Raw genomic sequence first — 25,676 nt, 5'->3', positions numbered from 1 at the left:
GTCGGTTAAGTAATATTCCTAACCGACTTTTCTTGATTTATATATCATTAATTATTAACCAAATACGTGCATTGCCTCAAATGTCACTAAGGTGAGATAGCCTAATATAAAGCCTAATAGTGCCATCCAAAGAATATTTTTAGCATACCAAAAGAAGCTAATCTTTTCCATACCCATAGCTACAACTCCTGCTGCCGAACCTATGATAAGCAAGCTACCACCTGTTCCTGCTGAGTAAGCTATAAAATGCCATATACCATTATCCAATCCTTCTTGGAACATACCCATACTAGCAGCCACCAATGGCACGTTGTCTATCACTGCCGAAGCAAATCCTAATAGTAATACCACTACGTTTTTGCTAGGAATAGTTTCGTTCAGTGTTTGTGCAAAATTGAATAGCGTACCGATGGTTTGCAATGAAGCTACCGCTAATAATATACCCAAAAAGAATAATATACTTGAAAACTCAATACGGCTTAAAGCGCGGTGTATCCCAAATTTTTCGCTGTCTTCGTCATTCAATTCGCTTATAGGTTTTAGTTTTTCACCCACAAACCACATTGTAGCTAAGGCAAAAAGCATTCCTATATAAGGAGGCAAATGTGTAACCGATTTAAAAATAGGTACAAAGATAATAGCGATAAACCCTGTTACTAATACCGGCATACTGCTTTTGTAAATAGTAACTTCATCACTACTATTTGTTTCTACTTTACCTCTAAAGACAGGTAAGAACGAAGCGATAAGCAATGGTACTACTAAACATATAGTGGAAGGGATAAATACATATTCTACTAATTTAGCTGCGCTCACTTTGTTTTTCACCCAAAGCATTGTAGTAGTTACGTCTCCTATTGGCGACCAAGCTCCTCCTGCATTGGCAGCAATTACAATAAGTGATGCATACCAAATACGTTCTTTTTGGTCGGGGATTAGTTTGCGTACAATAGTGATAAGGATAATAGTAGTAGTAAGGTTATCAATAATAGCTGATAAGAAGAAAGCGATAATACCGATAATCCACAGCAGTTTTACTTTACTTTTGGTACGAATAATACGCTTGATAATTTCAAAGCCACGGTGCATATCAATTACCTCTACGATAGTCATTGCACCGATTAAGAAGAATAAGATTTCGGCAGTTTCAGCCAAGTGGTGTTGTAGTGCCGCATCTATGGCATTGGCATTCCCCATAGCATCGGTACTTACAGGAACTAAAGTGCTGCCCTCGATGTGCATTACACCAATATTCCACACTTTTAGGATAGTCCAGCAAATGACAGCCATAGCTAAAGCCGAAATAGTTTTGTCTACTTTTATTTGATGTTCAGTAGTGATACAGAAATAGCCGATAAAGAAAACGGCAATAATCCAAGCTTCCATATAAAATAATATTTTTAATAATTTTTAACGGCGCAAATGTACAAAATCTTTTTATTACTTTCCAAATATTTTTCTTTAAAAATTAACGTAAGTTATTTCTTCTTCTTTTTCTTCCCTCCAAAAGCTTTGTCAAAGGCTTCAATGGTTTTTTGTTTTCGGCTGTTGGGCTGTGATTTTTTCTTGCTACGCCCTTCGTCTTCACGCTTGCCACCTCGTCCTCGTCCTGCGCCCTTATTTGAAATCTCTACATTGATAAAACGCCCATCCAACCTGAAATCGTTGAAGGTATCCATCACTAAGGCGGTATGGTTGCTCTCTGTATTGAAAAAAGAAAAGCTGTTCTTTACATCTACTTGAAATACTTCATCTTTGCCGAGATTAAGCGTTGCTTTTAGGAAGTCTTTAAGGGTACGCCAATCGTAACCATCTCGCTCGCCTATATTGATAAAGTAGCGTACGCTGTTGCCGCTATGTGTTTCATTGTTTTTAGTACCGCCTTCATCGGAAATAGATAGGTGCTCGGCATTTTTATAATAGTTATAAAAACGAGTAAATTCTACTGAAAATATTTTCTTTACAAGTGTTTCGCGGTCTAAATCTTGTAATTCTTTGTGTATAGCAGGTAAATAGTCTTCTATATCGGGGTTTACCTCTACGTTTTTGAGGTTATTGGCAAGGTGATACAGTTGTATTTCGCATATTTCAATCCCTGTAGGTAGTTGTTTTTGCTCAAAATGTTGCCCGATAACGCGTTCTATTTCTTTTATTTTTCTAATCTCACTTTTAGGCAATATTACCATTGATATCCCTGATTTGCCTGCGCGCCCTGTACGACCACTGCGGTGGTTATAGGTTTCTATTTCATCGGGAAGCTGGTAGTGGATTACGTGGGTAATATCATCAACGTCTATGCCTCGTGCAGCTACATCGGTAGCTATAAGCATTTGTATTTGCCTTGCTCTGAAGGATTTCATTACCAAATCGCGTTGGTTTTGGCTTAAATCGCCGTGTAATGCTGCTGCATTATAACCATCTTCAATAAGTTTTTCGGCTACGGCTTGTGTATCGCGTTTGGTGCGGCAAAATACTACTGAAAATATATCGGGATTGGCATCAGCCAATCGTTTTAGAGCCAAATAGCGGTGTCGCCCGTTTACTAAATAATACTCGTGCTGTACGGTATTACTTGCTTGGTTGCGTGTGCCTACGGTAATTTCTATAGGTTTACGCATAAATTTACGTGCAATTTTGGCTACTTCGTTAGGCATTGTAGCCGAGAAGAGCCACGTGCTTTTGTCTTGTGGTGTGTATGAAAGTATAGCGTTAATATCTTCGTAAAAGCCCATATTGAGCATTTCATCAGCTTCGTCTAAGATGCAGTAGCTAATATTGGTAATATCTACGAAGTTGCGTTTGATCATATCCTGCATACGACCAGGGGTAGCCACGATGATTTGTGCCCCTTTTTTGAGCTGTTTAGCTTGGTCGTCAATGCTTGCCCCGCCATAAATAGCCACCACATTTATTTGTGGGAGGTATTTGGCATAGTTTTTAAGTTCAGAAGCTATTTGCAAGCATAGTTCACGCGTAGGCGAAAGGATAAGACCTTGTGTGTGTTTGCTATCAGTATTTATTTTTTGCAGTAGAGGAAAGCCAAAGGCAGCAGTTTTGCCTGTACCTGTTTGTGCGAGAGCTACCATATCGGTATCTTCGCCAAGTAGCGTAGGGATTGCTTTTTGTTGTATTTCGGAAGGAGTTTCAAAGCCCATATCAGTAATGGCTTTGAGGATGGGTGTTTCGAGCCCTAATTGTTCAAATGGATTCATTGATGTGATTTGTGAAAGAGTTGATTTGTTGTTTATTCACTCTATTTAAGGTACAAAGGTAATTATTTATTTGTAATTAGCTATGATTGTAGAAAAAATATTTTCACTTCTTTTTCGTATGTGCTGAAAATCAGCATCTTACTTTTGTTTGTGATTAATGGTTAATAGAGGGGGGTGAAACATTTTTGCACTACTAAAAGTAATTGATTATCAATATATAAAAAACTTTGGCAAAGCTTGGGGCTTTGCCAAAGTGTACTTTAATCATTAACCTTTACCAACTCTACATCAAAAATGAGGGGGGCGTGGGGTGGAATTACTCCACCTGCGCCGCTGGCGCCGTAAGCGAGGTCGGAAGGGATTACAAGGCGGGCTTTATCGCCTTCGTGAAGCAAAAGGATGCCTTCGTCCCAGCCTTCTATCACCTGCCCTACTCCTACGGTAAAGTTTAGTGGCTGTCGGCGACTATAAGAGCTATCAAATACTGATTTATCAAGAAGCATACCTGTGTAATGTACTGCTACTTTTTGTCCTGCTTGTGGTTTTTTACCATTACCGTATTGGGTAATTTTGTAGTACAATCCGCTTTCTGTTTTATCAAAACCTTCTATTTCTTTAGCGAAGGCTTCTTCGTTTTTGCGTTTTTGCTCGGCAAGGCGTGCGGCTTTGGCTTCGTTTAAACTATTGAAGGCTTTAAGAGCGTCCCATTTTTCAGCTTCTTCGCCTACTCTTATAATGGTTATTTTTTCAATTTTATCACCTTGAGCAATAGTATCTACTACGTTTTGCCCTTCAATTACTTGTCCGAAGACAGTATGCTTATTGTCGAGCCAAGGTGTAGGGAGGTGAGTGATAAAAAATTGGCTACCATTAGTTCCTGCTCCTGCATTTGCCATTGATATGACGCCTGCCTTGTCGTGCTTTAGTGAGGGGTGAAACTCATCATCAAAGCGGTAACCAGGGTCGCCGGTACCTGTTCCCAGCGGGCAACCGCCTTGTATCATAAAATTAGGAATCACACGATGAAAGGTAAGTCCGTCATAATAAGGTGTGCCGAGTGGTTTTTGGGTGTTTTTCATAGTTCCTTCGGCAAGAGCTACGAAATTTCCTACAGTAGCTGGGGTAAGCTGGTAGGTAAGTTGGATTAAAATATCCCCTTTGGCAGTGGTTATTTTGGCATAAATTCCGTTTTCCATTGTATTGAATATTTAGTTTGAAAGGGCAAAGGTATTACTTTTTTTTGTAATTTTGCAGTCGTTTTTAAAGAAATTAAAGCTCGCCGACTTTCCTTCACTTATCCTTCGCTCAAGGTTCGCTCTGAAGATAACGGTTGGATAAATTGGGTATAGCCGATTTATTAGGTTAAGGGGACAGAAGGGTATTGTGCTATAAAACAACAAACTTGTAACTTTTTGTAATGATGAAAAAATATTTTCTATCGTGGATGTGGCTCTTGGTAATGGGGGGTGGTGTGCAGGCGCAGGTGGCTTTGCCGCTATCTTTTCGGGAAAAACAAGAACTTAAAACTAATTCGTGGGTGAGCGAAACGCCTTTTGAACGGGTGCAGGTAAAGGCTGCGGGTAGCCGTGTGGTGGCATTGTGTGTAAATCAGAAAAATAGTGCCGAATTTGTTATTTCGCCTGAAGATGGGGGAATATGGCATACAAAAAACGGAGGGGTAACGTTTGCACCGCTATGTACTACAATGCCTACAATGCAGGTACGTGCACTGGCGGTGGATTGGCAGCGCGGTGTGCTGGCTATTGTTACGCCATACGGCTTATTTGTATCGGCTGACTGGGGTGCGACTACTGAGTTTCGTGGGGCGGTACCTGCTGAACGCAGCAGTGGGATTTATTTAAACGTCAATAATCCGCAGGAAATGCTACTAACGGCTATGGGCAACCTTTACAAAGGAGACGACAAACGTGGTATTTTTAAAACTACTGACGGGGGCAGAACGTGGCAACAGAAATTAGCTTTGAGTACTCGCACGGGGGTGAGTGGCTTGGTAGCTTCGGAAGACGGGGCTGTATTGCTGGCTACCGCTTGGGAATGCAACAACAGCGAGTGGGAAAGTGTGCCTTTTGGCAGCAATAGCGCTATTTACAAAAGTACAGATGGGGGCGATACGTGGAACAAAATCAGTGGAAATGGTTTTCTTGAGGGGAACCGAATAGGAAAAATAGGGGTGGCTCTCTTTGATAAAAATACTTACTATGCTGTGGTAGATAACCGTACTATAAAAAAAGCAAATAATACTGATAATGAGTTGCAAAAGGCGTATAAAATTCATCTTTCGGCTAATGATTTTGAAGGAATGAGTAAAACGGACTTTTTGGCGTTGGACAATCAGCGGTTGGAGTTTTTTCTGGCAAATATTGGTGAGAATCACAAATACAAAGCGCAACAGCTAAAAGATATGATTGCTGCGGAAGTAACTTCGCCTTCGCGCTTGCTGAATTATTTGCAGCTGAATCCCAAAGAAGTAGTGGGTGCCGAAGTGTATGTAACCAAAGATGGGGGATTGCACTGGGAAAAAACGCATTCGCTACCGCTAAACGATACGTATTACCAAGATGGTGAGTTCTTTGGCGGAATAGCAGTAGAGGATAGCAATAAAGACCATTTGTTTATAGGAGGATACCCTTTATTGGAATCAGTAGATGGGGGTGTTACGTGGCGTAGCAAGCAGCCCGTAAGTTTAGAGAAACGTTATGAGGGTATTTATATGCAAGGTGGCACTTTGTTTTGCAATACCAATAATGGTTTGTTGGTTTCGTATGACAACGGAAAGAGCTTTGAACCGAAGAATGTACCACAAGCGGTGCAAATAGCCAATTTAGACAATAGCTTGACACCCAAAGAGGATTGGGGGAACTTGTTTTATGGTGAGAACAAAGCACCTTTGCGCTTTGGCAATCGTATCCCGCTGGCAATTTCGGCACAAAATCAAGATATTATGTTTGCAGGTAGCAATAAATTGCATCTTTCCATAGATAGGGGTAAGAATTGGCGTACTATCTCGGACGATCTCACCAATGGGGGCAAACAAGGCAATAGACCTTACGGGACGATTTCGGCAATCGCTGTATCGCCTTTTATGTTTGGTTTGCTATATACGGGTAGTGATGATGGAATGATTTACACTACCGACAATGGTGGGGTTACGTGGCGAAAAATTTACAATGCTTTCCCGCGTGCCTTGCGAGTAAATCACCTAATTGCTTCACGCCACCAGCGCAACCGTGTGATAGCTACACTCATTGCTACCGATAAAACGGTAGCAGAGCCTTTTGTGTTTATGAGTAACGACAACGGAAAAAGCTGGACGGACATTCGCTCAAACCTTCCCGAAGGACGGGTGAATGTGGTGAAAGAAGACCCTATCAACGGACAGATTTTGTATGTAGGTACCGATAACGGGCTTTATATATCGTTCAACTTGGGCGAAAGCTGGCAAGCATTTAGCAAGGGCTTACCCGAAACGGGAATACGTGATATTTATATAAACGAGAGCACGGGGGAAATGCAAGTGGCTACATTGGGTAGTGGGGTGTATAGTACTTCTATCAAAATGATGCAAGAGCTTCGCATTGCTATTACTTCGCAAGAGTTTTATCCTCTGGAAGCTCCTACAACTATTGCTTATTCGGCACAATGGGGAAATGCTGCCAATGAGTGGGAAACACCCGTAAAACCGCAAGTGTATTTGTTGGGTTTTGCTTCTCAAGCGGGTAAAGAAATACCTATAAAAATTATAAAAGGGCGTGTTACGCTGCAAGAATGGGTGTATAAGACAAATAAAGGGTTTAACTACATTCCATATAACCTAACTATTTCGGAAGCAGGCAAAACAGCTTACGAAAAGAGTGTGCAGCGCATATTCTTGCGCACGGCTACCGATGGGAATATTTACCTACCCAAAGGGCGTTATACGGTGGTTTTTACGCTTCCTGACGGCTTTGATGAAGAGCGTTCGCTGGAGGTGAATTAATAAGATTTGGTATATTGAAATTTTATAACTATATTTGCAACCTAATTAATAATTGATAAGATGAGTAAAGGACCTATCTCTCAGTTTATTGAGAGTAACTTTTTGCATTTTAATGCGGCAGCTTTAGTGGATGCTGCAAAAGGGTATGAAACACACCTTACTGAAGGTGGAAAGATGTTGGTGGCTTTGGCAGGAGCTATGAGTACTGCCGAGCTGGGAATATCGCTTGCCGAAATGATACGCGCTGGAAAAGTAGATATTATTTCGTGCACTGGTGCAAACCTTGAGGAAGATGTGATGAACCTCGTGGCACACTCTCATTACAAGCGTGTACCTCACTACCGCGACCTTACACCTCAACAAGAATGGGAGCTTTTGGAAGGACACTACAACCGCGTAACAGATACTTGTATTCCTGAAGAAGAGGCTTTCCGCCGCTTGCAAAAACACTTGGAAGATGTGTGGCACGCTGCTGAAAGCAAAGGTGAACGCTACTTCCCTCACGAATATTTATATCAGGTAGTGAAATCGGGGGTATTGGAACAATACTACGAAATAGACCCTAAAAACTCTTGGATATTGGCAGCTGCTGAAAGAAACTTGCCTATTGTATGCCCAGGCTGGGAAGACTCTACTACAGGAAATATCTTTGCTGCCAACGTGATAAAAGGCAACCTAAAGGCTTCGACAGTAAAAACAGGTATAGAATATATGATTTACCTCACCGAATGGTATCGTGCAAACTCAGGTGGTAAAGGGGTTGGCTTCTTCCAAATAGGTGGAGGTATTGCGGGTGATTTCCCTATCTGTGTTGTACCAATGATGTACCAAGACTTGGAATGGGAAGATGTGCCTTTCTGGTCATATTTCTGCCAAATTTCAGACTCAACCACTAGCTACGGTTCGTATTCAGGAGCTGTACCTAATGAGAAAATTACTTGGGGAAAATTGGACGTCAATACTCCTAAATTTATAGTAGAATCTGACGCTACAATCGTAGCTCCGCTTATTTTTGCTTATTTATTAGGAAAATAGTTAGCTAAAAAGCCTATAAAAAACTACCCGAAAAAGTTTTATAGCTTTTTCGGGTAGTTTTTTTATATGGTATTAATACCTTATCATAAAGCCTTGATGTAGTTGTTCCTTACGAATAAATACAAAGCCTTGTGTATAGACATCAACAAAGGCAGTAACTTGAGGATTTTGAGTGAGCTGTTGCCAAAGGGCATAGCGGCTTTTTTGCTGTAGCCCATTGATAACCAACACACTATCGTTATGCATATTACCTAAAAAAGATTCGTACGAGGCGTAATTGCCATTGATAAAGAGATAATCATACAAGGTTTGCTGCAGGGTTGTATTGAGGTTGGCAGAAGCTGTCATAGCTTCTTGCAGCAAAGGCTCATCGGTAAATATATGCTTGGGCTGAAAGTAACGGATACTTTTCAGTAATAGAGTATACTGCTTTGTAGTAAGCGAAGTGGTTTGTGGGAAATCGGCAGGGGTTACTAAGTGTTTGTTATACAAGCATTGGGTTACAAAACTAAATATAAAAGGAGAATGTACCCCGTGCTGATTAGTAGCTTTAAGGCAAAAAAGGAGGTAGTTTCTCACGATATAATCTATTTATGTTCGTGTAATCCGCATTCTTTTTTGCTATTGCTTTCCCACCACCAGCGTCCTGCGCGGAAATCTTCACCTTCTTTGATAGCGCGTGTGCAAGGAGCACAGCCTATACTCACAAAGCCTTTGTCGTGCAGCACGTTGTAAGGTATATTGTGCGTTTTAACAAAATCTTTGGTTTGTTGCCACGTCCAATGTAGGAGGGGATTGTATTTGAAGAGCTTGTAGGTGTCGTCCCACTCTAATAGGGGTAAATCTTTGCGGGCGTTGCTTTGCTCGGCACGGATACCTGTTACCCATACTTTGTTGCCTTTGAGAGCTCGTGTAAGCGGCTCTACCTTCCTAATATGGCAACACTCCTTGCGCAAGGCTACTGAGCGATAAAAAGCCATAGGACCATTATCCTTTACGTGTTTTTCTATTGCCTGAGCTTCGGGGTAGTAAGGTATAATATGGGTATGGTAGCGCTCATTGGTGCTTTCCCATACCGAATAGGTCTCGCTAAAGAGACGTCCCGTTTCCAACGTAAATATTTTTATAGGAATATCATTGGCGAGTATCAAATGACTAATAGCTTGGTCTTCAAGCCCAAAGCTGGTAGAGAAGACTATCTCATCAGGAAACTGAGCTGCCAAAAAGCGTAGTCCTTCTACTTCGTTTAAATTGGTTAATTCGTTATATAAGTCATTTAGTTGTTCTTCCACGTGAATTGTTTTTTATTTAGATGAAAAAGTAAGGTATTTTTCTACCTCTTCCATTGGTATAACTACCTCAAAAGGTACATCTAAGTAAGGCGCAATCTCAAAAGGTTCATAAAACAATAATACGCCTTGTTTACCTACGCCTATGCTTTTAGGCAAGCGGAATTTGCCGTCTTCAAAGTCAAAGCTCTTACCATCAAGAGATTCTACTTGGGCAGTATCGTGTGCTATTCTGAAGTATTTGTCGGCTATTGCGAGTACTTTATCTTCATCGGTGAAGAGGTTTTCATTGGTGATTACCTCACCGTTATCCAAAGCAAAGTTTATGTACACTTTTTTTTGTACAGCATCGGTACCCCCTGTAAAAGAATAGCGGTTTGAGATGAGCGATAGCATCTTGTCGTTTTGCCACATAATACTATCGGTGAGGGTAAGCTCGTAAGCAGGGATATTGGGAAAGTGCTCGTGTAGGGTGTTATAATCACTCAAAAAGTTATCAAGAGCTTTTTCTATACTCACGTCATCTATTTGCAATGAGTCATCGTCATTACAGAGTAAGAAATTAGCTATTTGCAGTTCTATTTCTTTATTGAAGTTAGTAGCAAATTCGCTTGCTCCTTTACATTTGAGGTAGTTAAGATTTACAGAGAAACAATTATCCTCGCAATTTTCGGTAGTACGTTCTACAGTTACCTCTTCAAAATTGATTGCAAAGTAATATTTATAGATAAAATAAGTAGCTACTATTAATAACAGGGCTGCTAATATGATATATACTTTCTTCATAATTTTAATTGATGTAGATATTACGGCACACCATTGCCGAGAGTTGTATTATCTTATCACTAATGCGTATCGTCATTGAATTATCAAAGGGTTCTTTGCTCACTACTGTTATTTCGTTACCTAAAGCAATGCCCATTTTGCTTAAATACACCAAGAATTCTTTTGAGGTATTCTTCACAGCCACACAAGTACCACTATCGCCGTTGTCAAGCTCACTTAGCAAAGTTTTAATAGTGTTGTAAAATACACCTTCTTTGTTGGGGATAGGGTCGCCGTGAGGGTCTTTATCTGGTGAACCTAAAAAAGCATCAAGCCTATCAATAAGTACTTCCGATTGTATGTGTTCAAGTTCTTCGGCTATATCGTGCACTTCGTCCCAAGAGAAATGAAGTTTTTCTACCAAAAACACTTCCCAAAGGCGGTGTTTGCGCACGATAAGTGTCGCTTTTTTCATTCCGCGTTCGGTGAGTGTTACACCTTGGTATTTTTGGTAGTTAATAAGGTTCTTGGTAGCCAATTTTTTCATCATATCGGTAACCGATGATGGTTTGGTAGCCAATCTTTCGGCTATAGCATTGGTAGATACCGGTTCTTTTTCCTCTTGGTACAGATGAAAAATGGTTTTCAGATAGTTTTCTTCCGATAGGGTCATTGTATGATTTCTTAGCCTTTTACACTTTCTAATTCGGTGAAGAGTGCTTTTAGTTCGGTAGCATCGTGAGGGCTCATTTTGCCTGCTATCACTAGGCTAAGTTGCCTACGCTGTAGGGCACCCTGATAGCGTTCGTGCTCTAAGGGAGTTTCAGGCAATAGTTCGGGTACTTTCACAGGTTTTCCATTGTGATCTACCGCTACAAATGAGTATATAGCTTCAGTAGCTTTTAGCCGTTGTCCGTGCATATCTTCCATCCACACATCTATATACACTTCCATAGAGCTGGAGAAAGCTCGTGATATCGCAGCCTCTACAGTTACTACACTTCCCACAGGAATACTATGGGTAAAAGCTACGTGGTTTACTGATACTGTTACTGTAGCGCAGCCCGAATGCCTTTGCGAGGCAATACTTGCTGCTCTATCCATACGAGCAAGCAGTTCGCCCCCAAACATAGCGTTTAGGTGATTAGCTTCACCAGGCAATACCAAATCGGTCATCACAGTGCGTGATGCCGAAGGTGTTTTCTTTTCCATATTTATTGTGTGAGTATCCACCCACCGTCAAGTTTCTTTTTCTCTTTATTATTTTTAATCTCAGTTTGCAGTGCTTTAGCTTCGTCCATAGTATCAAAGCCACCATAGCTCACTTGCACCAATCCTTTAGCATTAGTCCCCAATACAAAAGCAGATTTATAGCCTAATTTATGCAGTTCTTTCACGCGTTTTTGGGCATTTTTATCTTCTTTAAAAGCCCCTGCTATCACTTGGTATTTCTTGCTTGCCATAGCACTGTTGCTACTGCTACTGCCCTTGCCACCATTTGTTGTAGCGGCAGTACTAGCGCTATTGTTACTACCTGCTGATGCTGTACTTCCTGCACTACTACCGCTATTGCTACTACCTGCCGATGCGGTACTACCACTACTTGCCGTAGTAGTCTTGGTTTCGGTAGCAGCTGCATTAGTACTTGTTTTTACTTTCACTTTTTCTACAGGCATAGGCACAGTAGGCATCGTAATGGGAGGCGTAAATACCCCAGCCTCACTCAGTTTTTGGTTGAGGCGTTCTTGCACCAAGCTGTCATTTACTACAAATTGGTTATCAGCCTCGCCTCCTTCTTTAGTTATCTTTTCACCAAAGAAAAGGTAAGCCCCATAAGCCAAGATAAGTAGCCCTACAGCAGCTACAGCAGTATATTTCACATAAGGGCGTAGCTTAAAGCCGCCTTTGCTACTTTTTTCTTTTTTAGCTTTTTTACCTTTGTCGGCAGGAACTTCGGGAGTAAGATCCTGAGTGATTGGGCTTTCTACCAAAGGCATTTCTTCTTCAGGTGGTAGGGTATGGGTAGGGTTAAGTGTGGGTTTTATTTCATTTGTTTGCATACTCGCATTAGGGATTTCGTGAGGTATAAAAGGAGTCATACCGAACGAGTCGGTAAGATAATTTACATCATCTGCGGGGGTGAAAGAAACACGTCCTTCACCTATTTGTTGCAAAGTGCCTATTTTATCCAGCACCAATGGCTGATTTTGTTGTAAAATGCGTTTCCAGCCATCTACAGCAAGGTTTATATAATCTTCAACAAGGTTATAGTCTATGCCCGATTGTTCCGATACGTATTTTACGAGCAATCCGTCATTAGAATTAAGGCTGGGGTTAAAAGTTAATTCGCGTTTTGGTGGGGCAAATGATTTGTCATCGGCAATTGTTGCCGATTTTCTATTGGATATAAAAGCACCAAAGCGAGGTATGATCACACATTGGCTTTTATATAGTAATTCTTCTATGTATACGTTTAAGTCCTTCATCAATAAAAGTTATAAGGTAATGTGGTCTTGCCAAGAATCGAACTTGGATCTAAAGTTTAGGAAACTTCTATTCTATCCGTTGAACTACAAGACCTTCTTTCTCAGAAAATTTGCTGCAAAAGTATAAAATATTTTTTAAATAACAATGTTTTTTTTCATTTTAACGAACCTCCATATTGTAATATGCTGATTTATAGCATTTAAAAGTACAAACTACACACCCCCTGCCTCCACTTATTTCTCCGAGCTTCCTCCGAGCTTCCTCCGAACCTTCAGCGAAGGTTGAGCGAAGGATGAGCGAAGGATAAGCGAAGGTTGAGCGAAGGATAAAAGCCTGTGCGGCTCGCACCGAGCTGGCGCAGCCGAGTATGTGACGAAGGATAAGCGCAGCCGAGTATGTGAAGCCCGTGCGGCTCGCACCGAAGGATAAAGTGTCATATCAAAAATATTTATTACCTTTGCACTCCAAAATAATTAATATGAGTACTCTATCATTATTGCTTTCAGGCTCTAAGTCGGAAAGTAACCGCGCACTGCTGTTGCAAGCACTCTTCCCCGATATGACTATCGGCAACCTCGCTATTGCCGATGACACTCGCATCTTCCAAAAAGCACTACTCAATATGAGTCCGCTATTTGATGTACACCACGCAGGAACAGCAATGCGTTTTCTTACAGCTTATTTTGCTACCCAGCGAGGGGTAGACCTTACCTTATTGGGCTCTGAACGAATGTGCGAACGCCCTATAGGCGTATTGGTGGAGGCACTCAGGGCATTGGGAGCTGATATTACTTATACCCAAAACGAAGGATACCCCCCACTACGCATCAGAGGGCGAGCCTTAAAAGGCAGCCAAGTAAGCTTGCGCGGCGATGTAAGTAGCCAATACGCTTCGGCACTACTGCTCATTGCCCCTTCATTACCTAAAGGACTGACGCTGAACCTCACAGGCGAAATCACCTCATTGCCATATTTGCAAATGACGGTGCGTTTTCTGCAATATATGCTGGGCGAAAATGTGGCGCAGTTTGTAGATGAGCACACCATTATAGTAAAGCCTTGCGATGAACTGCTGCACGACCATTGGCAGGTGGAATCGGATTGGTCATCGGCATCGTATTGGTATAGTTGCGTGGCACTTTCGCAAGTGGGCACTCAGCTAAAATTATCACACTTCAAACAAGATAGCTTGCAGGGCGACAGCGCTTTGCAGCAATTATACCTCCCGCTGGGCGTACGCACTATTTTTCAAGGAACTACCCTTGTGATTGAAAAAGTAAGCACCCCTACAACCGCTCATTACACAGCACACCTAAACAACACCCCCGATATTGCGCAAACCATTGCGGTAACTTGCTTAGGCTTGGGCATTGGGGCTACCCTCACAGGCTTGCACACCCTAAAAATAAAAGAAACCGACCGTTTGCAGGCTCTGAAAAACGAGATGGAAAAATTGGGAGCAGCGGTAACTATTACAGAAGACAGTTTAGAACTGGCAGCGGGGGCACAGCTGGGTAGTGGGGTGAGTATCAGCACCTATAACGACCACCGTATGGCAATGGCATTCGCCCCTTTATTACTAAAAACCGACTTTGAGATAGCCGATAAGGAGGTAGTAAGCAAATCGTATCCTAACTTTTGGGACGATTTTGCAGAGGTGATGGAATTTTGTAAATAACTGAATATAAATCATTTACGATGTTTCGAAAAAAATAAAGGGATAAAAAAGATAAAAAAAAATGCTAACATAGTGTTTATTAAATAATTAATTACTATCTTTGCACCCTGAAAAAAGATTTTGCCACAGACGAATATACATATATAAAAATATAACTATGACAAAAGCAGAGATTGTATCAAAGATTTCAGAAAAACTGGGTCTTGATAAAACAGAAGTTCAGCAAACAGTTGAGAACTTTATGCAAGAGGTAATCAACTCATTAGAAAAAGGAGAAAACGTGTATTTAAGAGGTTTTGGAAGCTTTATTATCAAAACCCGTGCAGAAAAAACAGGTCGTAATATTTCTAAAAATACAACCTTGAAAATACCCGCACACAACATACCTTCATTCAAGCCTGCCAAAGTGTTTGTAGAAGGTGTAAAGAAAAAAGTACAAGTAAATTAATAATCATATAAAAATAATTAAGTTATGCCAAGCGGAAAAAAAAGAAAAAGACATAAAGTGGCTAACCACAAACGTAAGAAAAGAGCGAGAGCTAATCGCCACAAAAAGAAAAAGTAGTGTAATACTACTTTTTCTTGCTTAAAATTAGCGGTATTATTTAGCATAGTATTGTGAATATAATGCCATAACAAGTACCTTGATTTATTAACTAAAAAAATCCAACAAAGTGGAAAAAGAATTAATCATACGTTCTGGTTCCTCTTACATAGATTTTGCTTTGTTGCGTGACGGTAGGCTTATTGAGCTTCACAAAGAAGAAGATACCGATGGGCTTGGCGTGGGAGATATTATGCTGGCAAAAGTGCGCAAGCCTATACAAGGGCTAAACGCTGCTTTTGTGAATGTAGGGCACGAAAAAGATGCTTTCTTGCATTATCACGATTTAGGACCTCAGCTATCATCACTACTCAAGTTCCTGAAACAAGTAATATCGGGCAAACAAAAAGACTTTTCCTTAAAGGACTTTCCCTTAGAACCCGATATTGACAAAAACGGTACTGTAGCCGATGTGCTGAAACCCAATCAACCTATATTGGTACAAATCGTAAAAGAGCCTATCTCTACCAAAGGACCTCGCATCAGTTCTGAACTCTCTATTGCGGGGCGTTATTTGGTATTAGTGCCTTTCTCCGACCGCATTTCTATTTCACAAAAAATAGGAAGCCGTACCGAGAAGGAACGCCTCAGAAAGTTACTACAAAGCATTAAGCCTAAAGGCTTTGGGGTGATTGTACGCACCGTAGCCGAAGGTAAAAAAGTAGCGGAATTAGACAAAGATTTACAAAATTTGTTCAATCGTTGGGTTTTAATGTGCCGAAAAATCCAAAAAGCAACTTACCCCTCGAAGGTAATGAGCGAGGTGAACAGAACAGGTGCAATATTGCGCGATATGTTTAACGACACCTTTACTGCCATACAAGTAGATAACGAACAATTGTATGAGCAAATAAAAAAATACGTGCAAGAAATAGCCCCCGAAAAGGAAAATATAGTGAAACTTTATCGCTCATCGGTACCTATATTTGAGAAGTTTCACATAGAAAGGCAAATAAAAACTGCTTTTGGGCGTACAGTATCAATGCCTAAAGGGGCTTACTTAGTAATAGAACACACCGAAGCACTGCACGTGATAGATGTGAATAGCGGCAACCACTCCAATAAAAATAACGACCAAGAGGCGACCGCTTTATCGGTAAACCTGATAGCAGCTACCGAAATAGCACGACAACTACGCCTAAGGGATATGGGAGGTATCATCGTGGTAGATTTTATTGATATGAGCAATAGTGATAATAGGCGTATCCTATTTGACCACCTACGCGATGAAATGGCTGAAGACCGTGCTAAACACAAAATACTCCCTCCTAGCAAATTTGGATTGATACAAATTACAAGGCAACGAGTGCGACAAGAACTCAACATTAAAACCAAAGAAGAAAATCCAAGCAAAGAGGGTGAAATAGAAGCCCCAATCGTTCTGATTGATAAAATCAACATAGAACTTGAAAGCATTATTAAGGAGGAAGCCTATAAAGGGCAAATTGTGCTGAACGCACACCCTTTTATAGCGGCTTATATTACTAAGGGTCTGTTCTCTATCCGTTTTAAATGGTTTTTAAAATACAAGCGATGGATAAAGGTGTTACCCCGAGACGCTTATACTTATTTAGAATATCGTTTTAAAACCAAAGAAGGGACTCCTCTTTAAACCTACTAAAAAACAAAGCTGCCTAAAATACTTGGGCAGCTTTTTACATATCGGTAAATAACAAATTAACAATAAAAACAATTATGATTGTATTATCAACAAAAAAACTAAGCGATGCCCAAAAAGCACCGCTATTGGCACAAGGTGTTACTATTGTAGAACACGATTTTATCAGGACACTGCCTGTAAAAATTAAGGAGCTAAACCCTCCGTATAGTGCTTTGGTATTTACCAGCAAAAATGCTGTGAATAGCTTCTTGCAACACCCCGAAGCTGAAAAGCTAAAAAACGTACCCGTGCTATGTGTAGGGCAAAAAACAGCCGAACTGCTTACCGAAGCTGGCTTTACGGTAGAACACAGCGAGCCTTATGCTGCCTTGCTTGTAGATTATATGAAAGCCGATTTAGCTCGCTTTCAGCAAATGGAGAAGATTGCTTTTTTTGTAGGCACCAGCAAGCTACCTACCCTTCCCAACTTTTTTGCTGAAAACGCTATCAATGTAGAAGAAATATTAGCTTACCAATCGGTTCCTGCACCGCGCATTATAGATGAGCAGCCCGATATTATCTTGTTTTTCAGCCCTTCGGCAATTGTAAGCTATTGTATTTGCAATTTGGTGCGTACCGAGAAGGTATTTTGTATAGGCACCACCACTGCCGATACGGCACAACACTTTTGGCAAGACCTCACCATTGCCGATGTGCCTACTATAGACAGTGTAATAGAAGGTGTGGTACGTTCTCTTAAAGCTTAATATCTTTTATTTGCAGCTGTAAAGTAGTATTGCCGTTCCAATATTGTTCTTCAAGAGTATAGACAATTTGGAAAGGAATACCAGAGCGCACTATAGGGAGTTTATCGGCTAAATGGAAACCTATGGCTGAGAAGAATTTGGTGCTACCTACTTGGCGAAGGCTTAGGCGCAGGTGGCTATTGTCTTTGCCTATACATTGAGCAACGCCTGTATCTACTACGTTATTGGCGTAGAACACGGGGCTGAGATTCATAGGACCGAAAGGCTCAAAGCGTTTTATGTTGTTATATAAGTTTAGGCTGAGCTGTTGTAAAGGCAAATAAGTATCTATAAGCAGTTTAGGTGTAAGGCAATCGGGGGGAATGGTTTGAGCTACTACCCGTTCAAAAGTCTCTTTAAAGAGCGGGTATTGTTCGGGGCGAAGTGTAAGCCCCGCCGCATAGGTATGTCCGCCAAATTGCTCTATACAGTCTTGGCATTGTTCTAAAGCCTCGTAAATATCAAAACCACTTACCGAGCGTGCCGAAGCAGCGTATTTATCACCACTTTGGGTAAAAACCACCGTAGGGCGATAATAATGTTCTATAAGGCGTGAGGCAACAATACCAATAACCCCTTTATGCCACTGCGGATTGAACACCACAGTAGTATAACGCTGTTGTTCGTTATTAGCTTCAATAGCCGCCAGTGCTTCGGCAGCGATAGTAGTATCCAATTCCTTACGTTCTTGATTAAGGTTATCAATAAATTTCACTTTATCGATAGCCTTTTTTTTATTGTTTTCAGTAAGAAGATTTACTGCATAAATACCTTTTTCAATCCGACCTGCTGCATTGATGCGAGGTGCCGCCTTAAACACCACATCACTAGTATTGATATTCCCTTGATGCTGCCCAAAAAGAGCCTTTACCCCTTCGGAAGGCTGAGTGTTGAGCTGTTGCAAACCGAAGTGCATTAGGATGCGGTTTTCGCCCGTCATAGGGACAATATCGGCAGCAGTGGCTATGGCTACCAAATCGAGTAGCGGGAGGAGTTCTTCAAAGGGTTGCTGAATGTGTTGCTGGTAAGCCTGTGCTATTTTGAAGCCCAACCCACAACCACAAAGTTCTTTGTAAGGGTATGGGCAATCAGCTTGGTGAGGGTCGAGAACAGCAACCGCATCGGGAATGTCATCGGAAGGGCGATGATGGTCGGCAATGATAAAATCGATACCTTTTTGGGTAGCATAAGCGACTTTATCCACTGCTTTGATGCCACAATCTAAGGCGATAATCAGGTTACAACCTTGAGCAGCGGCATAGTCTATCCCTTGAAAAGAAACCCCATAGCCCTCTGTATAGCGGTCGGGGATATACGTAAGTAAGTGAGGAGTGTGCTTGCTGAAGTAGCGGTATATTAGCGAGACAGCCGAAGTGCCATCAACATCGTAATCGCCATAAATGAGGATACGCTCTTGGGCAGCAATAGCTTTCTGTATTCTATCAATTGCTTGTTGCATACCCTTCATTAGGAAAGGATTGTGCAACAATTGCAACGAAGGGTTCAGGAAGTGATAAGCCTCATCGCGCGTGCTAATGCCACGCAGTGCCAACAAAGTATCAAAAGGCGGTTTAAAGCCTATTTGGCGAAGAGTATCAATTATTTGCGAGGGTGGTAACGGTTTGAAATCCCAATGATAGTTCATAAAGGTGGTTATTTAGCTTCCCAAATAAGATTTAAGGGTTTTATTACGTGAAGGGTGTTTTAGGCGGCGTATGGCTTTTTCTTTTATTTGGCGCACACGTTCGCGGGTAAGGTCAAAAGTTTCACCTATTTCTTCAAGCGTCATAGCGTGCTGGTCGCCAAGCCCAAAATACAAGCGCAACACATCAGCCTCACGAGGGGTAAGGGTTTCTAAAGAGCGTTCTATTTCGGTACGCAATGAGGCGAGCATCAACTCCTTATCGGGGTTGGGTGATTCATTACTACGTATCACATCATAAAGGTTAGAGTCCTCACCCTCTACCAAAGGAGCGTCCATAGAGATATGTCTGCCTGCGTTTTTCATCGATTCTTTTACATCGTTTACCGACATATCCAGCTCTTTAGCAATTTCTTCAGCCGAAGGAACACGCTCGTTAGCCTGCTCCAAATAAGCATACATCTTATTGATTTTGTTGATAGAGCCAATTTTATTGAGCGGAAGGCGTACAATACGCGATTGCTCTGCCAACGCTTGTAGTATGGATTGGCGTATCCACCACACAGCGTAGGAGATGAATTTGAAGCCACGAGTTTCGTCAAAACGTTGAGCCGCTTTTATAAGTCCCAAGTTTCCCTCATTGATAAGGTCGGGGAGGGTGAGCCCTTGGTTTTGGTATTGTTTAGCTACCGATACCACAAAGCGCAAGTTTGCTTTTGTGAGCTTTTCCAATGCTGCATTATCGCCTGCTTTGATGCGTTGTGCCAATTCTACCTCCTCATCAGCAGTAATAAGATCTACCCTGCCTATCTCTTGTAAATACTTATCAAGTGATGCAGTTTCGCGGTTTGTTACCTGTTTTGTGATTTTTAATTGCCTCATTCAGAAAAAATATTTAAATTTGTACTTTTAAATAAGACTCTTATTGGTCTTACATTGCCTATTATACGAGTAAAACGGCGTGTATGTTACAACAAGGTGTAAAATTAACAATAGTTTAACAATGAAGTATAGTTTTATCATTCCTATTTATAACCGTCCTGATGAGCTTGATGAGCTTTTGCAAAGTTTGACAGCGCAACAATACAATGATGATTTTGAAGTAGTGGTAGTAGATGACGGTTCGCCGCAGCCCTTAGAAGCTATATGCTTGCGCTATCCTTTAATGGACATCAGCTATTACCACAAAGCAAATACGGGTCCTGGGGATTCGCGTAATTACGGTATGCAGCGGGCGAAACACGACTATTTTATCATCTTAGATTCTGACTGTATTGTGCCTCCGCACTACTTGGCTACAGTAGACGCTTACTTGCAAAACCACTATGTGGACTGCTTTGGCGGGGCTGATGCTGCCAATGCTCAATTTACGGATATTCAAAAGGCGATAAATTATGCTATGACTTCTTTGCTAACCACAGGGGGCATACGTGGCAACAAACGCCGCGTACAGCGTTTTGAGCCTCGCAGCTTCAATATGGGGCTTTCGCGCCGAGCTTTTGAAGCTACTATGGGCTTTAAGCATATACACCCAGGTGAAGACCCCGATTTGGTTATCCGCTTGTGGGGGGCTGGTTTTCAGACGGCTTTTATTCCCAATGCTTACGTTTATCACAAAAGGCGTATTTCGTGGGGCAAGTTTAGGGTGCAAGTGAATAAATTTGGGCAAACGCGTGCCATACTGAACTATTGGCACCCCCACACACGCAAACTTACTTTTTGGTTTCCTACGCTCTTCAGTATAGGTTTTTTGGTAGCTATAACAGCACTTTTTATGGGGTTTAGCTTCTTTTGGTGGTGTTATATGGGGTATTTTACGATTATTTATATAGATAGTGCGCTAAAAAACAGGAGTTTGGTAATAGGAGCACTTACTTTATGGGCTGTATTGCTGCAATTTTTTAGTTATGGAGTAGGTTTTTTGTGGGCTACGCTTAAGATTTTGTTGGTAAAGAAACCTGTAGAGGTACTATTCCCGAAGTTGTTTTTTTGAATTTTGAATTGGAGAGAGAAGTTAACATCTCTCCTTTAACACATACTTCGCTGCACCAGCTCGCGGACTTCTCTTCAAAAAGGGGGGGGAATGGGTAGAATTAGCGAGGCGGCTCAGTAACAATAAAAAGAGGATGTCTAACAAAAGATATCCTCTTTTTATTTGCATTTTGGAGTGTGTCTGAGAAAAGTTTTGTTTTGTGAGGGCGATTTGCCAATCGCCCCTACAATGTGAATAAAAGTGATTGATTATCAGAGCGATTAACTTTGTCAAACTTTGAAAGTTTGACAAAGTGCGTGGTGCAATCATACTTTTAAAACTTTTCGGACAGTCTCTAAGTCTTGTATTCCCTTTTTTCCGTTGGTCTTAAATTCCCTTGTAGTTTTGGGCTTCTAATAGTTTCTTCTCGGAGGATGGGTCTAAACCTAATGATTTAATATCCAAACTATCTCTAAGGGACTGATGTAATACAAAAGGGGTTCCTTCTTCAATATATTCTTTTGTTGAATATTTGTCTACTTTATAACCCGTTGTGCATTTTGATTTTAAAAAAATAAAAAAAGTTGTTCATTTGATTAAAAAATCGTATATTTGATTGAATTCCAAACAATTAAATATAATGAACAACTTGGAGCAAAGTTACAAAAAAATTCTTGAAGTATTATCAAAATTCTTTGGAAAGAAACTTCAAAATTATCAAAGAAGAAAACCTAAAATGTCTGATTTAGAAGTAGTTAGTTTAGCTCTAACTGCTGAATACTTGAGTATAGATTCTGAGTGTCAGTTGTTTAGAAAAATACCTGAATCTATCAAAAGTAAAATTGAAAGAAGTGTTTTTAATCGTAGAAGAAGAAAATTATTCCCTTATATAGAGCAAATTAGGACTAAAATTGCACAACATTTTAACGAATTTGAAGATGTTTTTATGGTAGATAGTATGCCTCTGAAAGTCTGTGAAAACTCAAGAGCAAAACGCTCACATATATGTAAGGAGTTTGATTATTCAAGCCCTGATTTTGGCTATTGTGCTTCTCAAAAGCTATATTATTATGGATATAAGTTACACGCTATCTGTTCTTTAAATGGAATTTTTCAGTCTATCGATATGAGTCCTGCTTCGGTTCACGATATCCGATATCTTAATGATGTGAAAGAACAATTGTCAAACTGTACTTTGATAGGGGATAAAGGTTATCTCTCAGCAGAAGTACAAATAGATTTGTTCAACTATGCTAATATTCAATTAGATACACCTAAAAGGACTAATCAAAAAGACTACAGACCTCAATTTAGGCTCTTTAAAAAAAACGAAAACGAATAGAGACTTTATTTTCCCAACTGTGTGATCAATTTATGATAAAACGTAATTATGCAAAATCATTTGAAGGTTTTAAAACACGGATATTCAGCAAGATAACATCTTTAACATTGATACAATACATCAATAAGTTTATATTAAATAGAGAAATCCACAATCTAAAAGCCTCTATTATTTAAAATGCACAACGGGTTAATAAAAATAAGTTTTTTTTTCATTTTTAGATAGGTATTTAATAATAGACAATACTCCTTGTATTGTGCCTTACACAATGGGAAGATGAAAGCATCATTCTTAATTTGTTGATTTGCAAATTTCTAAATTTGCAAATTATAGGGCAAAGGTAGTGTATAATTAGGAAATGAGCAAATTTAGGGGTGAGAGCAGTGGGAGTAGTGAGAGTAATCGGAGTAATGGGGTGCGAGCCGCACGGGCGGTTTTTTAGGGAGCAGTGGGAATAATGGGAGTAATGGGAGTAATGGGAGTTGTGAGAGTAATGGGAGTAGTGGGAGTAGTGGGAATAATGGGAGTAATGGGGGGCGAGCCGCACGGGCAAATTTGCACGAGCTACAAGCTCTATTTATAGTAGGCACGAGCTACAAGCTCGCGCCAGCGGGGGAATGCCTCGTTAGCGGTGCCTACCACCGAACATTTCTATCCGCTATTGGTTGCCCTTGGTGCCGCAGGAAAAGAGCGAAAAGTTACTGTATGGAATGAGTACAGAGAATTGGGGAGTATGTCGATGACCTCCTATTTGTTTGAGTAGTAACAGACTTTTTGAATATCTTTTCTATTTCTGAAATATCCATATTATATACAACAGAAAGAGTTTTCTCTATTGTTACCATTTGTGCAACAGCTTGTTGCATAAATGTATCTTTCTGTTTTTCAATACGCTGTACTTGAGTATGTTCTATAATGGTTATTCTCTATTTTTGATGATAAATACGTCATTACGATAGTAAGTATTGTGAGCGAACAAAGCAAATTTCAATTGTGGGTGAGTATAGACATCGTATTTCCCACAATTTTCCAAAATACCTCCGTACATCTGAAAGTAATTGGTCTTATCTTTCATTATATTTGTATGGCGAATAGGACTATTATAGATACTTTCTTTGTTTTTAAGACCAAAAGTTTGTCCGTTTACTTGTAGTGTAAAGAAGAAGATACCATTTTTCCAAGTGGTAAGATAAGATCCAGAACCACCGCCAATATTAGACCCCCAATCACCATCCCTTTCTTCTACTTTAAAATATTCAGGGATAATTTTATCGCGCTTTTTACTTTTCTCTTTGGGCATAAACTCTCTTTTATCACGTGAGAAGATGCTAATACATTTTCCTTCTTGTAGTTCTTTTTCATCAGAGTCTTCCCCCCAACCATATTTTAGATGTAAAATATGATAATAGTACATATTTTCAGGAAAATAGCTCCATTTATTATCTTTAAAAAAGTAAAAGTTACCATCTACAAAATCGTAATAAGGCGATTTACCTTTTATCTCTGTTAAGTAAAAGTTATACTGAGCTTCTTCATCCCACTCTTCAGAATGAGGAACTAATTCCATTGCTTTAAACGACTTATCGCCGTCTATTAACCAAGAACAATAACGTTTCCCCTTAAAATCCATAAGATAATCTCCATAAAATCCATCTAAAAGACTTTCTGTACCATCTGATTGTTTGGTTTCTATTTTATCAATAACATTTGCATAAACGTCATACTTTAAGTAACCTAAGGGGTTGTCATCACCTACGATAAGTTCATTTTTTTGATTGACAAAAGCACCTCTCATCATTTTAAATTTCACCATAGTATTTCCTTCATAAGAAATAGAATCTTGATGAATATCCGCATATTTTTTGTACTTTGAAGGTAAGATTGCATCGGAAATTCTTTTCTCAACAGCATTGGTTAAAGAACATCCTACTAAAATATATACCACAAATACAATTCCTACGATTAAAAAGCATATTTTTAACATCATTCTTATTTTAAAATTGAATTAACACCACAAAAATAGCAAATAATTTCAAATTGGCAAATTAGCACATTATTTAACCTCCTTCATTTTATTTAAGTTTTCTTCAAAAGCGCGCAGAGTCTCAGGGGTTGCGTTAGGGGCAAGTGAATAAATTTGGGCAAACGCGTGCCATACTGAACTATTGGCACCCCCACACACGCAAACTTACTTTTTGGTTTCCTACGCTCTTCAGTATAGGTTTTTTGGTAGCTATAACAGCACTTTTTATGGGATTTAGCTTCTTTTGGTGGTGTTATATGGGGTATTTTACGATTATTTATATAGATAGTGCGCTAAAAAACAGGAGTTTGGTAATAGGAGTACTTACTTTATGGGCTGTATTGCTGCAATTTTTTAGTTATGGAGTAGGTTTTTTGTGGGCTACGCTTAAGATTTTCTTAGTAAAGAAACCTATAGAGGTACTATTCCCGAAGTTGTTTTTTGAATTTTGAAGTAGAATTGGCAGGCGGCTAAATTTAGTGTAAGATTTTGTTTTTATTGAAATATATATTATCTTTGCAAAAAACATAGAGATATGAATGCGATAACTATACAAGCAACTATTAGTAATGCAGATTTTCCTATAATTCAACATCTATTTGAAAGACTTAAAATAAAAACTACTATTTTAGATACTTCCCCAATAGATAATAAGAAAAAAACTATCCCTACAGAAAAATCTATTCCTAATGAGGAAACCCATAAGGCTTTTGTAGAGATGAGAGAAAACAGACATTCTATAAAGGGATATACTGATGTAAATCTAATGGTTAAAGATATTTTAGAAGAAGATGATGATTCTTCAATGTCTGAGAAAGAGTATTTTACAATGATTGATAGGGCAAGAGCAGGAAAAAAACACGAAATTAGTCGTGAAGAGATGAGAAAGATGCTTATGGGAGGATTAAAAAATGAATTTGCAGCTAATGCATAGCAGTTATAACAGCAGAAAAGGAGCAAAATAAGTAATATAAAGTGCCTATTGTTTTTCTAATAGGCTCTGTAACAAATAAAAGAGGATGTCTAACAAAAGATATCCTCTTTTTATTTGCATTTTGGAGTGTGACTGAGAAAGTTTTGTTTTGTGAGGGCGATTTGCCAATCGCCCCTACAATGTAAATAAAAGTAATTGATTATCAGAGCGATTAACTTTGTCAAACTTTGAAAGTTTGACAAAGTGCGTGGTGCAATCATACTTTTAAAACTTTTCGGACAGTCTCTAAG

General features: G+C 39.9%; 23 protein-coding genes, 1 tRNA gene and 1 pseudogene. 12 read left to right on the top strand and 13 right to left on the bottom strand.

The features are described 5' to 3' along the window. Positions 1-54: 54 nt before the first annotated feature. The 3 genes from nhaD to J4N46_RS03995 all read right to left on the bottom strand — a co-directional run bounded on the left by nhaD (position 55) and on the right by J4N46_RS03995 (position 4,408). A complete protein-coding gene (gene nhaD / locus J4N46_RS04005) occupies positions 55-1,386 on the bottom strand; it encodes a sodium:proton antiporter NhaD (protein WP_208058238.1) in 1,332 nt (443 codons plus the stop codon). Positions 1,387-1,478: 92 nt separating this feature from the next. Next, positions 1,479-3,212, bottom strand: a complete 1,734-nt coding sequence (locus J4N46_RS04000; RefSeq protein ID WP_208058237.1) for a DEAD/DEAH box helicase — start codon at positions 3,210-3,212, stop codon at positions 1,479-1,481. Between the two features lie 260 nt (positions 3,213-3,472). Continuing rightward, positions 3,473-4,408: a peptidylprolyl isomerase gene (locus J4N46_RS03995; RefSeq protein WP_208058236.1), complete on the bottom strand. Its 936-nt coding sequence runs from the start codon at positions 4,406-4,408 to the stop codon at positions 3,473-3,475. A gap of 221 nt (positions 4,409-4,629) precedes the next feature. Here J4N46_RS03995 and J4N46_RS03990 point away from each other — a divergent pair, with 221 nt between their 5' ends. Together J4N46_RS03990 and J4N46_RS03985 are read left to right on the top strand one after the other, a co-directional pair. Beyond that, on the top strand, positions 4,630-7,209 hold the full coding sequence (locus J4N46_RS03990; RefSeq protein WP_394369222.1) for a beta propeller repeat protein: 2,580 nt from the start codon (positions 4,630-4,632) through the stop codon (positions 7,207-7,209). Positions 7,210-7,269: 60 nt separating this feature from the next. Then, a complete protein-coding gene (locus tag J4N46_RS03985) occupies positions 7,270-8,244 on the top strand; it encodes a deoxyhypusine synthase family protein (RefSeq protein ID WP_009416013.1) in 975 nt (324 codons plus the stop codon). 72 nt (positions 8,245-8,316) lie between these two features. On the opposite strand, the gene J4N46_RS03980 is transcribed toward J4N46_RS03985, so the two are convergent. The 7 genes from J4N46_RS03980 to J4N46_RS03950 all read right to left on the bottom strand — a co-directional run bounded on the left by J4N46_RS03980 (position 8,317) and on the right by J4N46_RS03950 (position 12,878). Continuing rightward, on the bottom strand, positions 8,317-8,823 hold the full coding sequence (locus J4N46_RS03980) for a hypothetical protein (protein WP_236013647.1): 507 nt from the start codon (positions 8,821-8,823) through the stop codon (positions 8,317-8,319). Between the two features lie 8 nt (positions 8,824-8,831). Next, positions 8,832-9,536, bottom strand: coding sequence for a phosphoadenylyl-sulfate reductase (locus tag J4N46_RS03975; protein ID WP_208058234.1), 705 nt, complete (start codon positions 9,534-9,536; stop codon positions 8,832-8,834). 12 nt (positions 9,537-9,548) lie between these two features. Continuing rightward, positions 9,549-10,319 (bottom strand): DUF3298 and DUF4163 domain-containing protein, encoded by a 771-nt coding sequence (locus J4N46_RS03970; RefSeq protein ID WP_208058233.1) that lies wholly within the window; start codon positions 10,317-10,319, stop codon positions 9,549-9,551. Positions 10,320-10,323: 4 nt separating this feature from the next. Continuing rightward, positions 10,324-10,971 carry a metal-dependent transcriptional regulator gene (locus J4N46_RS03965; RefSeq protein ID WP_208058232.1) on the bottom strand — a complete coding sequence of 216 codons (648 nt, stop codon included), beginning with the start codon at positions 10,969-10,971 and terminating at the stop codon, positions 10,324-10,326. Between the two features lie 11 nt (positions 10,972-10,982). Then, positions 10,983-11,510, bottom strand: a complete 528-nt coding sequence (locus J4N46_RS03960) for an acyl-CoA thioesterase (protein WP_208058231.1) — start codon at positions 11,508-11,510, stop codon at positions 10,983-10,985. A gap of 2 nt (positions 11,511-11,512) precedes the next feature. After that, positions 11,513-12,784, bottom strand: a complete 1,272-nt coding sequence (locus J4N46_RS03955; protein WP_208058230.1) for an HU domain-containing protein — start codon at positions 12,782-12,784, stop codon at positions 11,513-11,515. A 22-nt stretch (positions 12,785-12,806) separates the two neighbouring features. Continuing rightward, positions 12,807-12,878, bottom strand: a tRNA-Arg gene (locus tag J4N46_RS03950). A gap of 385 nt (positions 12,879-13,263) precedes the next feature. On the opposite strand from J4N46_RS03950, the gene J4N46_RS03945 reads away from it, so the two are divergent. The 4 genes from J4N46_RS03945 (at position 13,264) to J4N46_RS03930 (ending at position 17,434) form a co-directional block, all read left to right on the top strand. Next, positions 13,264-14,463, top strand: a complete 1,200-nt coding sequence (locus J4N46_RS03945) for a 3-phosphoshikimate 1-carboxyvinyltransferase (RefSeq protein WP_208058229.1) — start codon at positions 13,264-13,266, stop codon at positions 14,461-14,463. 151 nt (positions 14,464-14,614) lie between these two features. Then, the gene (locus J4N46_RS03940) at positions 14,615-14,911 is read left to right on the top strand and encodes an HU family DNA-binding protein (RefSeq protein WP_369797066.1); all 297 of its coding nucleotides are present in this window, start codon (positions 14,615-14,617) and stop codon (positions 14,909-14,911) included. Positions 14,912-15,137: 226 nt separating this feature from the next. After that, positions 15,138-16,679 (top strand): Rne/Rng family ribonuclease, encoded by a 1,542-nt coding sequence (locus tag J4N46_RS03935; protein ID WP_009416003.1) that lies wholly within the window; start codon positions 15,138-15,140, stop codon positions 16,677-16,679. 83 nt (positions 16,680-16,762) lie between these two features. Beyond that, positions 16,763-17,434 carry a uroporphyrinogen-III synthase gene (locus tag J4N46_RS03930; protein WP_236013644.1) on the top strand — a complete coding sequence of 224 codons (672 nt, stop codon included), beginning with the start codon at positions 16,763-16,765 and terminating at the stop codon, positions 17,432-17,434. Here the strand turns inward: J4N46_RS03930 and recJ are convergent. Further along, entirely contained in the window at positions 17,424-19,118 is a 1,695-nt protein-coding gene (gene recJ / locus J4N46_RS03925; RefSeq protein WP_208058228.1) for a single-stranded-DNA-specific exonuclease RecJ, read from the bottom strand. The two genes, J4N46_RS03930 and recJ, sit on opposite strands and share 11 nt — an antisense overlap. A 12-nt stretch (positions 19,119-19,130) precedes the next feature. Further along, positions 19,131-19,997, bottom strand: coding sequence for a sigma-70 family RNA polymerase sigma factor (locus tag J4N46_RS03920; protein ID WP_009416000.1), 867 nt, complete (start codon positions 19,995-19,997; stop codon positions 19,131-19,133). 121 nt (positions 19,998-20,118) lie between these two features. Between J4N46_RS03920 and J4N46_RS03915 the strand changes: the two genes are divergently transcribed. The 4 genes and pseudogenes from J4N46_RS03915 (at position 20,119) to J4N46_RS12835 (ending at position 23,192) form a co-directional block, all read left to right on the top strand. Continuing rightward, complete coding sequence (locus J4N46_RS03915; protein ID WP_208058227.1) at positions 20,119-21,108, top strand: glycosyltransferase; 990 nt, start codon at positions 20,119-20,121, stop codon at positions 21,106-21,108. 619 nt (positions 21,109-21,727) lie between these two features. Beyond that, positions 21,728-22,605, top strand: a pseudogene (locus tag J4N46_RS03910) (IS982 family transposase). 272 nt (positions 22,606-22,877) lie between these two features. Beyond that, on the top strand, positions 22,878-23,012 hold the full coding sequence (locus J4N46_RS12840; RefSeq protein ID WP_262897132.1) for a hypothetical protein: 135 nt from the start codon (positions 22,878-22,880) through the stop codon (positions 23,010-23,012). Positions 23,013-23,060: 48 nt separating this feature from the next. Then, a complete protein-coding gene (locus J4N46_RS12835; RefSeq protein ID WP_262897131.1) occupies positions 23,061-23,192 on the top strand; it encodes a hypothetical protein in 132 nt (43 codons plus the stop codon). Positions 23,193-23,348: 156 nt separating this feature from the next. Here the strand turns inward: J4N46_RS12835 and J4N46_RS03905 are convergent, their stop codons facing one another. After that, positions 23,349-24,416 (bottom strand): hypothetical protein, encoded by a 1,068-nt coding sequence (locus J4N46_RS03905; RefSeq protein ID WP_208058226.1) that lies wholly within the window; start codon positions 24,414-24,416, stop codon positions 23,349-23,351. Between the two features lie 140 nt (positions 24,417-24,556). Between J4N46_RS03905 and J4N46_RS03900 the strand changes: the two genes are divergently transcribed. Further along, positions 24,557-24,904 (top strand): hypothetical protein, encoded by a 348-nt coding sequence (locus tag J4N46_RS03900; protein ID WP_208058225.1) that lies wholly within the window; start codon positions 24,557-24,559, stop codon positions 24,902-24,904. A gap of 83 nt (positions 24,905-24,987) precedes the next feature. Next, a complete protein-coding gene (locus J4N46_RS03895; RefSeq protein WP_236013641.1) occupies positions 24,988-25,386 on the top strand; it encodes a hypothetical protein in 399 nt (132 codons plus the stop codon). The last annotated feature ends 290 nt before the right edge of the window (positions 25,387-25,676 follow it).

The sequence above is a fragment of the Capnocytophaga bilenii genome, from assembly GCF_017565765.1.
In the GTDB taxonomy this organism is placed as follows: domain Bacteria; phylum Bacteroidota; class Bacteroidia; order Flavobacteriales; family Flavobacteriaceae; genus Capnocytophaga; species Capnocytophaga bilenii.
The sequence above is the reverse complement of the archived record's forward strand: the minus strand, read 5'-3'. Positions and strand labels throughout refer to the sequence as shown.

Bases quoted from the DNA above. Each gene is read 5' to 3' on its own strand.
- J4N46_RS03970 (WP_208058233.1), bottom strand. From the start codon at position 10,319: ATGAAGAAAGTATATATCATATTAGCAGCCCTGTTATTAATAGTAGCT.
- J4N46_RS03895 (WP_236013641.1), top strand. From the start codon at position 24,988: ATGAATGCGATAACTATACAAGCAACTATTAGTAATGCAGATTTTCCT.
- J4N46_RS03930 (WP_236013644.1), top strand. From the start codon at position 16,763: ATGATTGTATTATCAACAAAAAAACTAAGCGATGCCCAAAAAGCACCG.
- nhaD (WP_208058238.1), bottom strand. From the start codon at position 1,386: ATGGAAGCTTGGATTATTGCCGTTTTCTTTATCGGCTATTTCTGTATC.
- J4N46_RS03960 (WP_208058231.1), bottom strand. From the start codon at position 11,510: ATGGAAAAGAAAACACCTTCGGCATCACGCACTGTGATGACCGATTTG.
- J4N46_RS03995 (WP_208058236.1), bottom strand. From the start codon at position 4,408: ATGGAAAACGGAATTTATGCCAAAATAACCACTGCCAAAGGGGATATT.
- J4N46_RS03955 (WP_208058230.1), bottom strand. From the start codon at position 12,784: ATGAAGGACTTAAACGTATACATAGAAGAATTACTATATAAAAGCCAA.
- J4N46_RS03915 (WP_208058227.1), top strand. From the start codon at position 20,119: ATGAAGTATAGTTTTATCATTCCTATTTATAACCGTCCTGATGAGCTT.
- J4N46_RS03990 (WP_394369222.1), top strand. From the start codon at position 4,630: ATGATGAAAAAATATTTTCTATCGTGGATGTGGCTCTTGGTAATGGGG.
- J4N46_RS03905 (WP_208058226.1), bottom strand. From the start codon at position 24,416: ATGATGTTAAAAATATGCTTTTTAATCGTAGGAATTGTATTTGTGGTA.
- J4N46_RS04000 (WP_208058237.1), bottom strand. From the start codon at position 3,212: ATGAATCCATTTGAACAATTAGGGCTCGAAACACCCATCCTCAAAGCC.
- J4N46_RS03965 (WP_208058232.1), bottom strand. From the start codon at position 10,971: ATGACCCTATCGGAAGAAAACTATCTGAAAACCATTTTTCATCTGTAC.
- J4N46_RS03985 (WP_009416013.1), top strand. From the start codon at position 7,270: ATGAGTAAAGGACCTATCTCTCAGTTTATTGAGAGTAACTTTTTGCAT.
- J4N46_RS03920 (WP_009416000.1), bottom strand. From the start codon at position 19,997: ATGAGGCAATTAAAAATCACAAAACAGGTAACAAACCGCGAAACTGCA.
- J4N46_RS03945 (WP_208058229.1), top strand. From the start codon at position 13,264: ATGAGTACTCTATCATTATTGCTTTCAGGCTCTAAGTCGGAAAGTAAC.
- recJ (WP_208058228.1), bottom strand. From the start codon at position 19,118: ATGAACTATCATTGGGATTTCAAACCGTTACCACCCTCGCAAATAATT.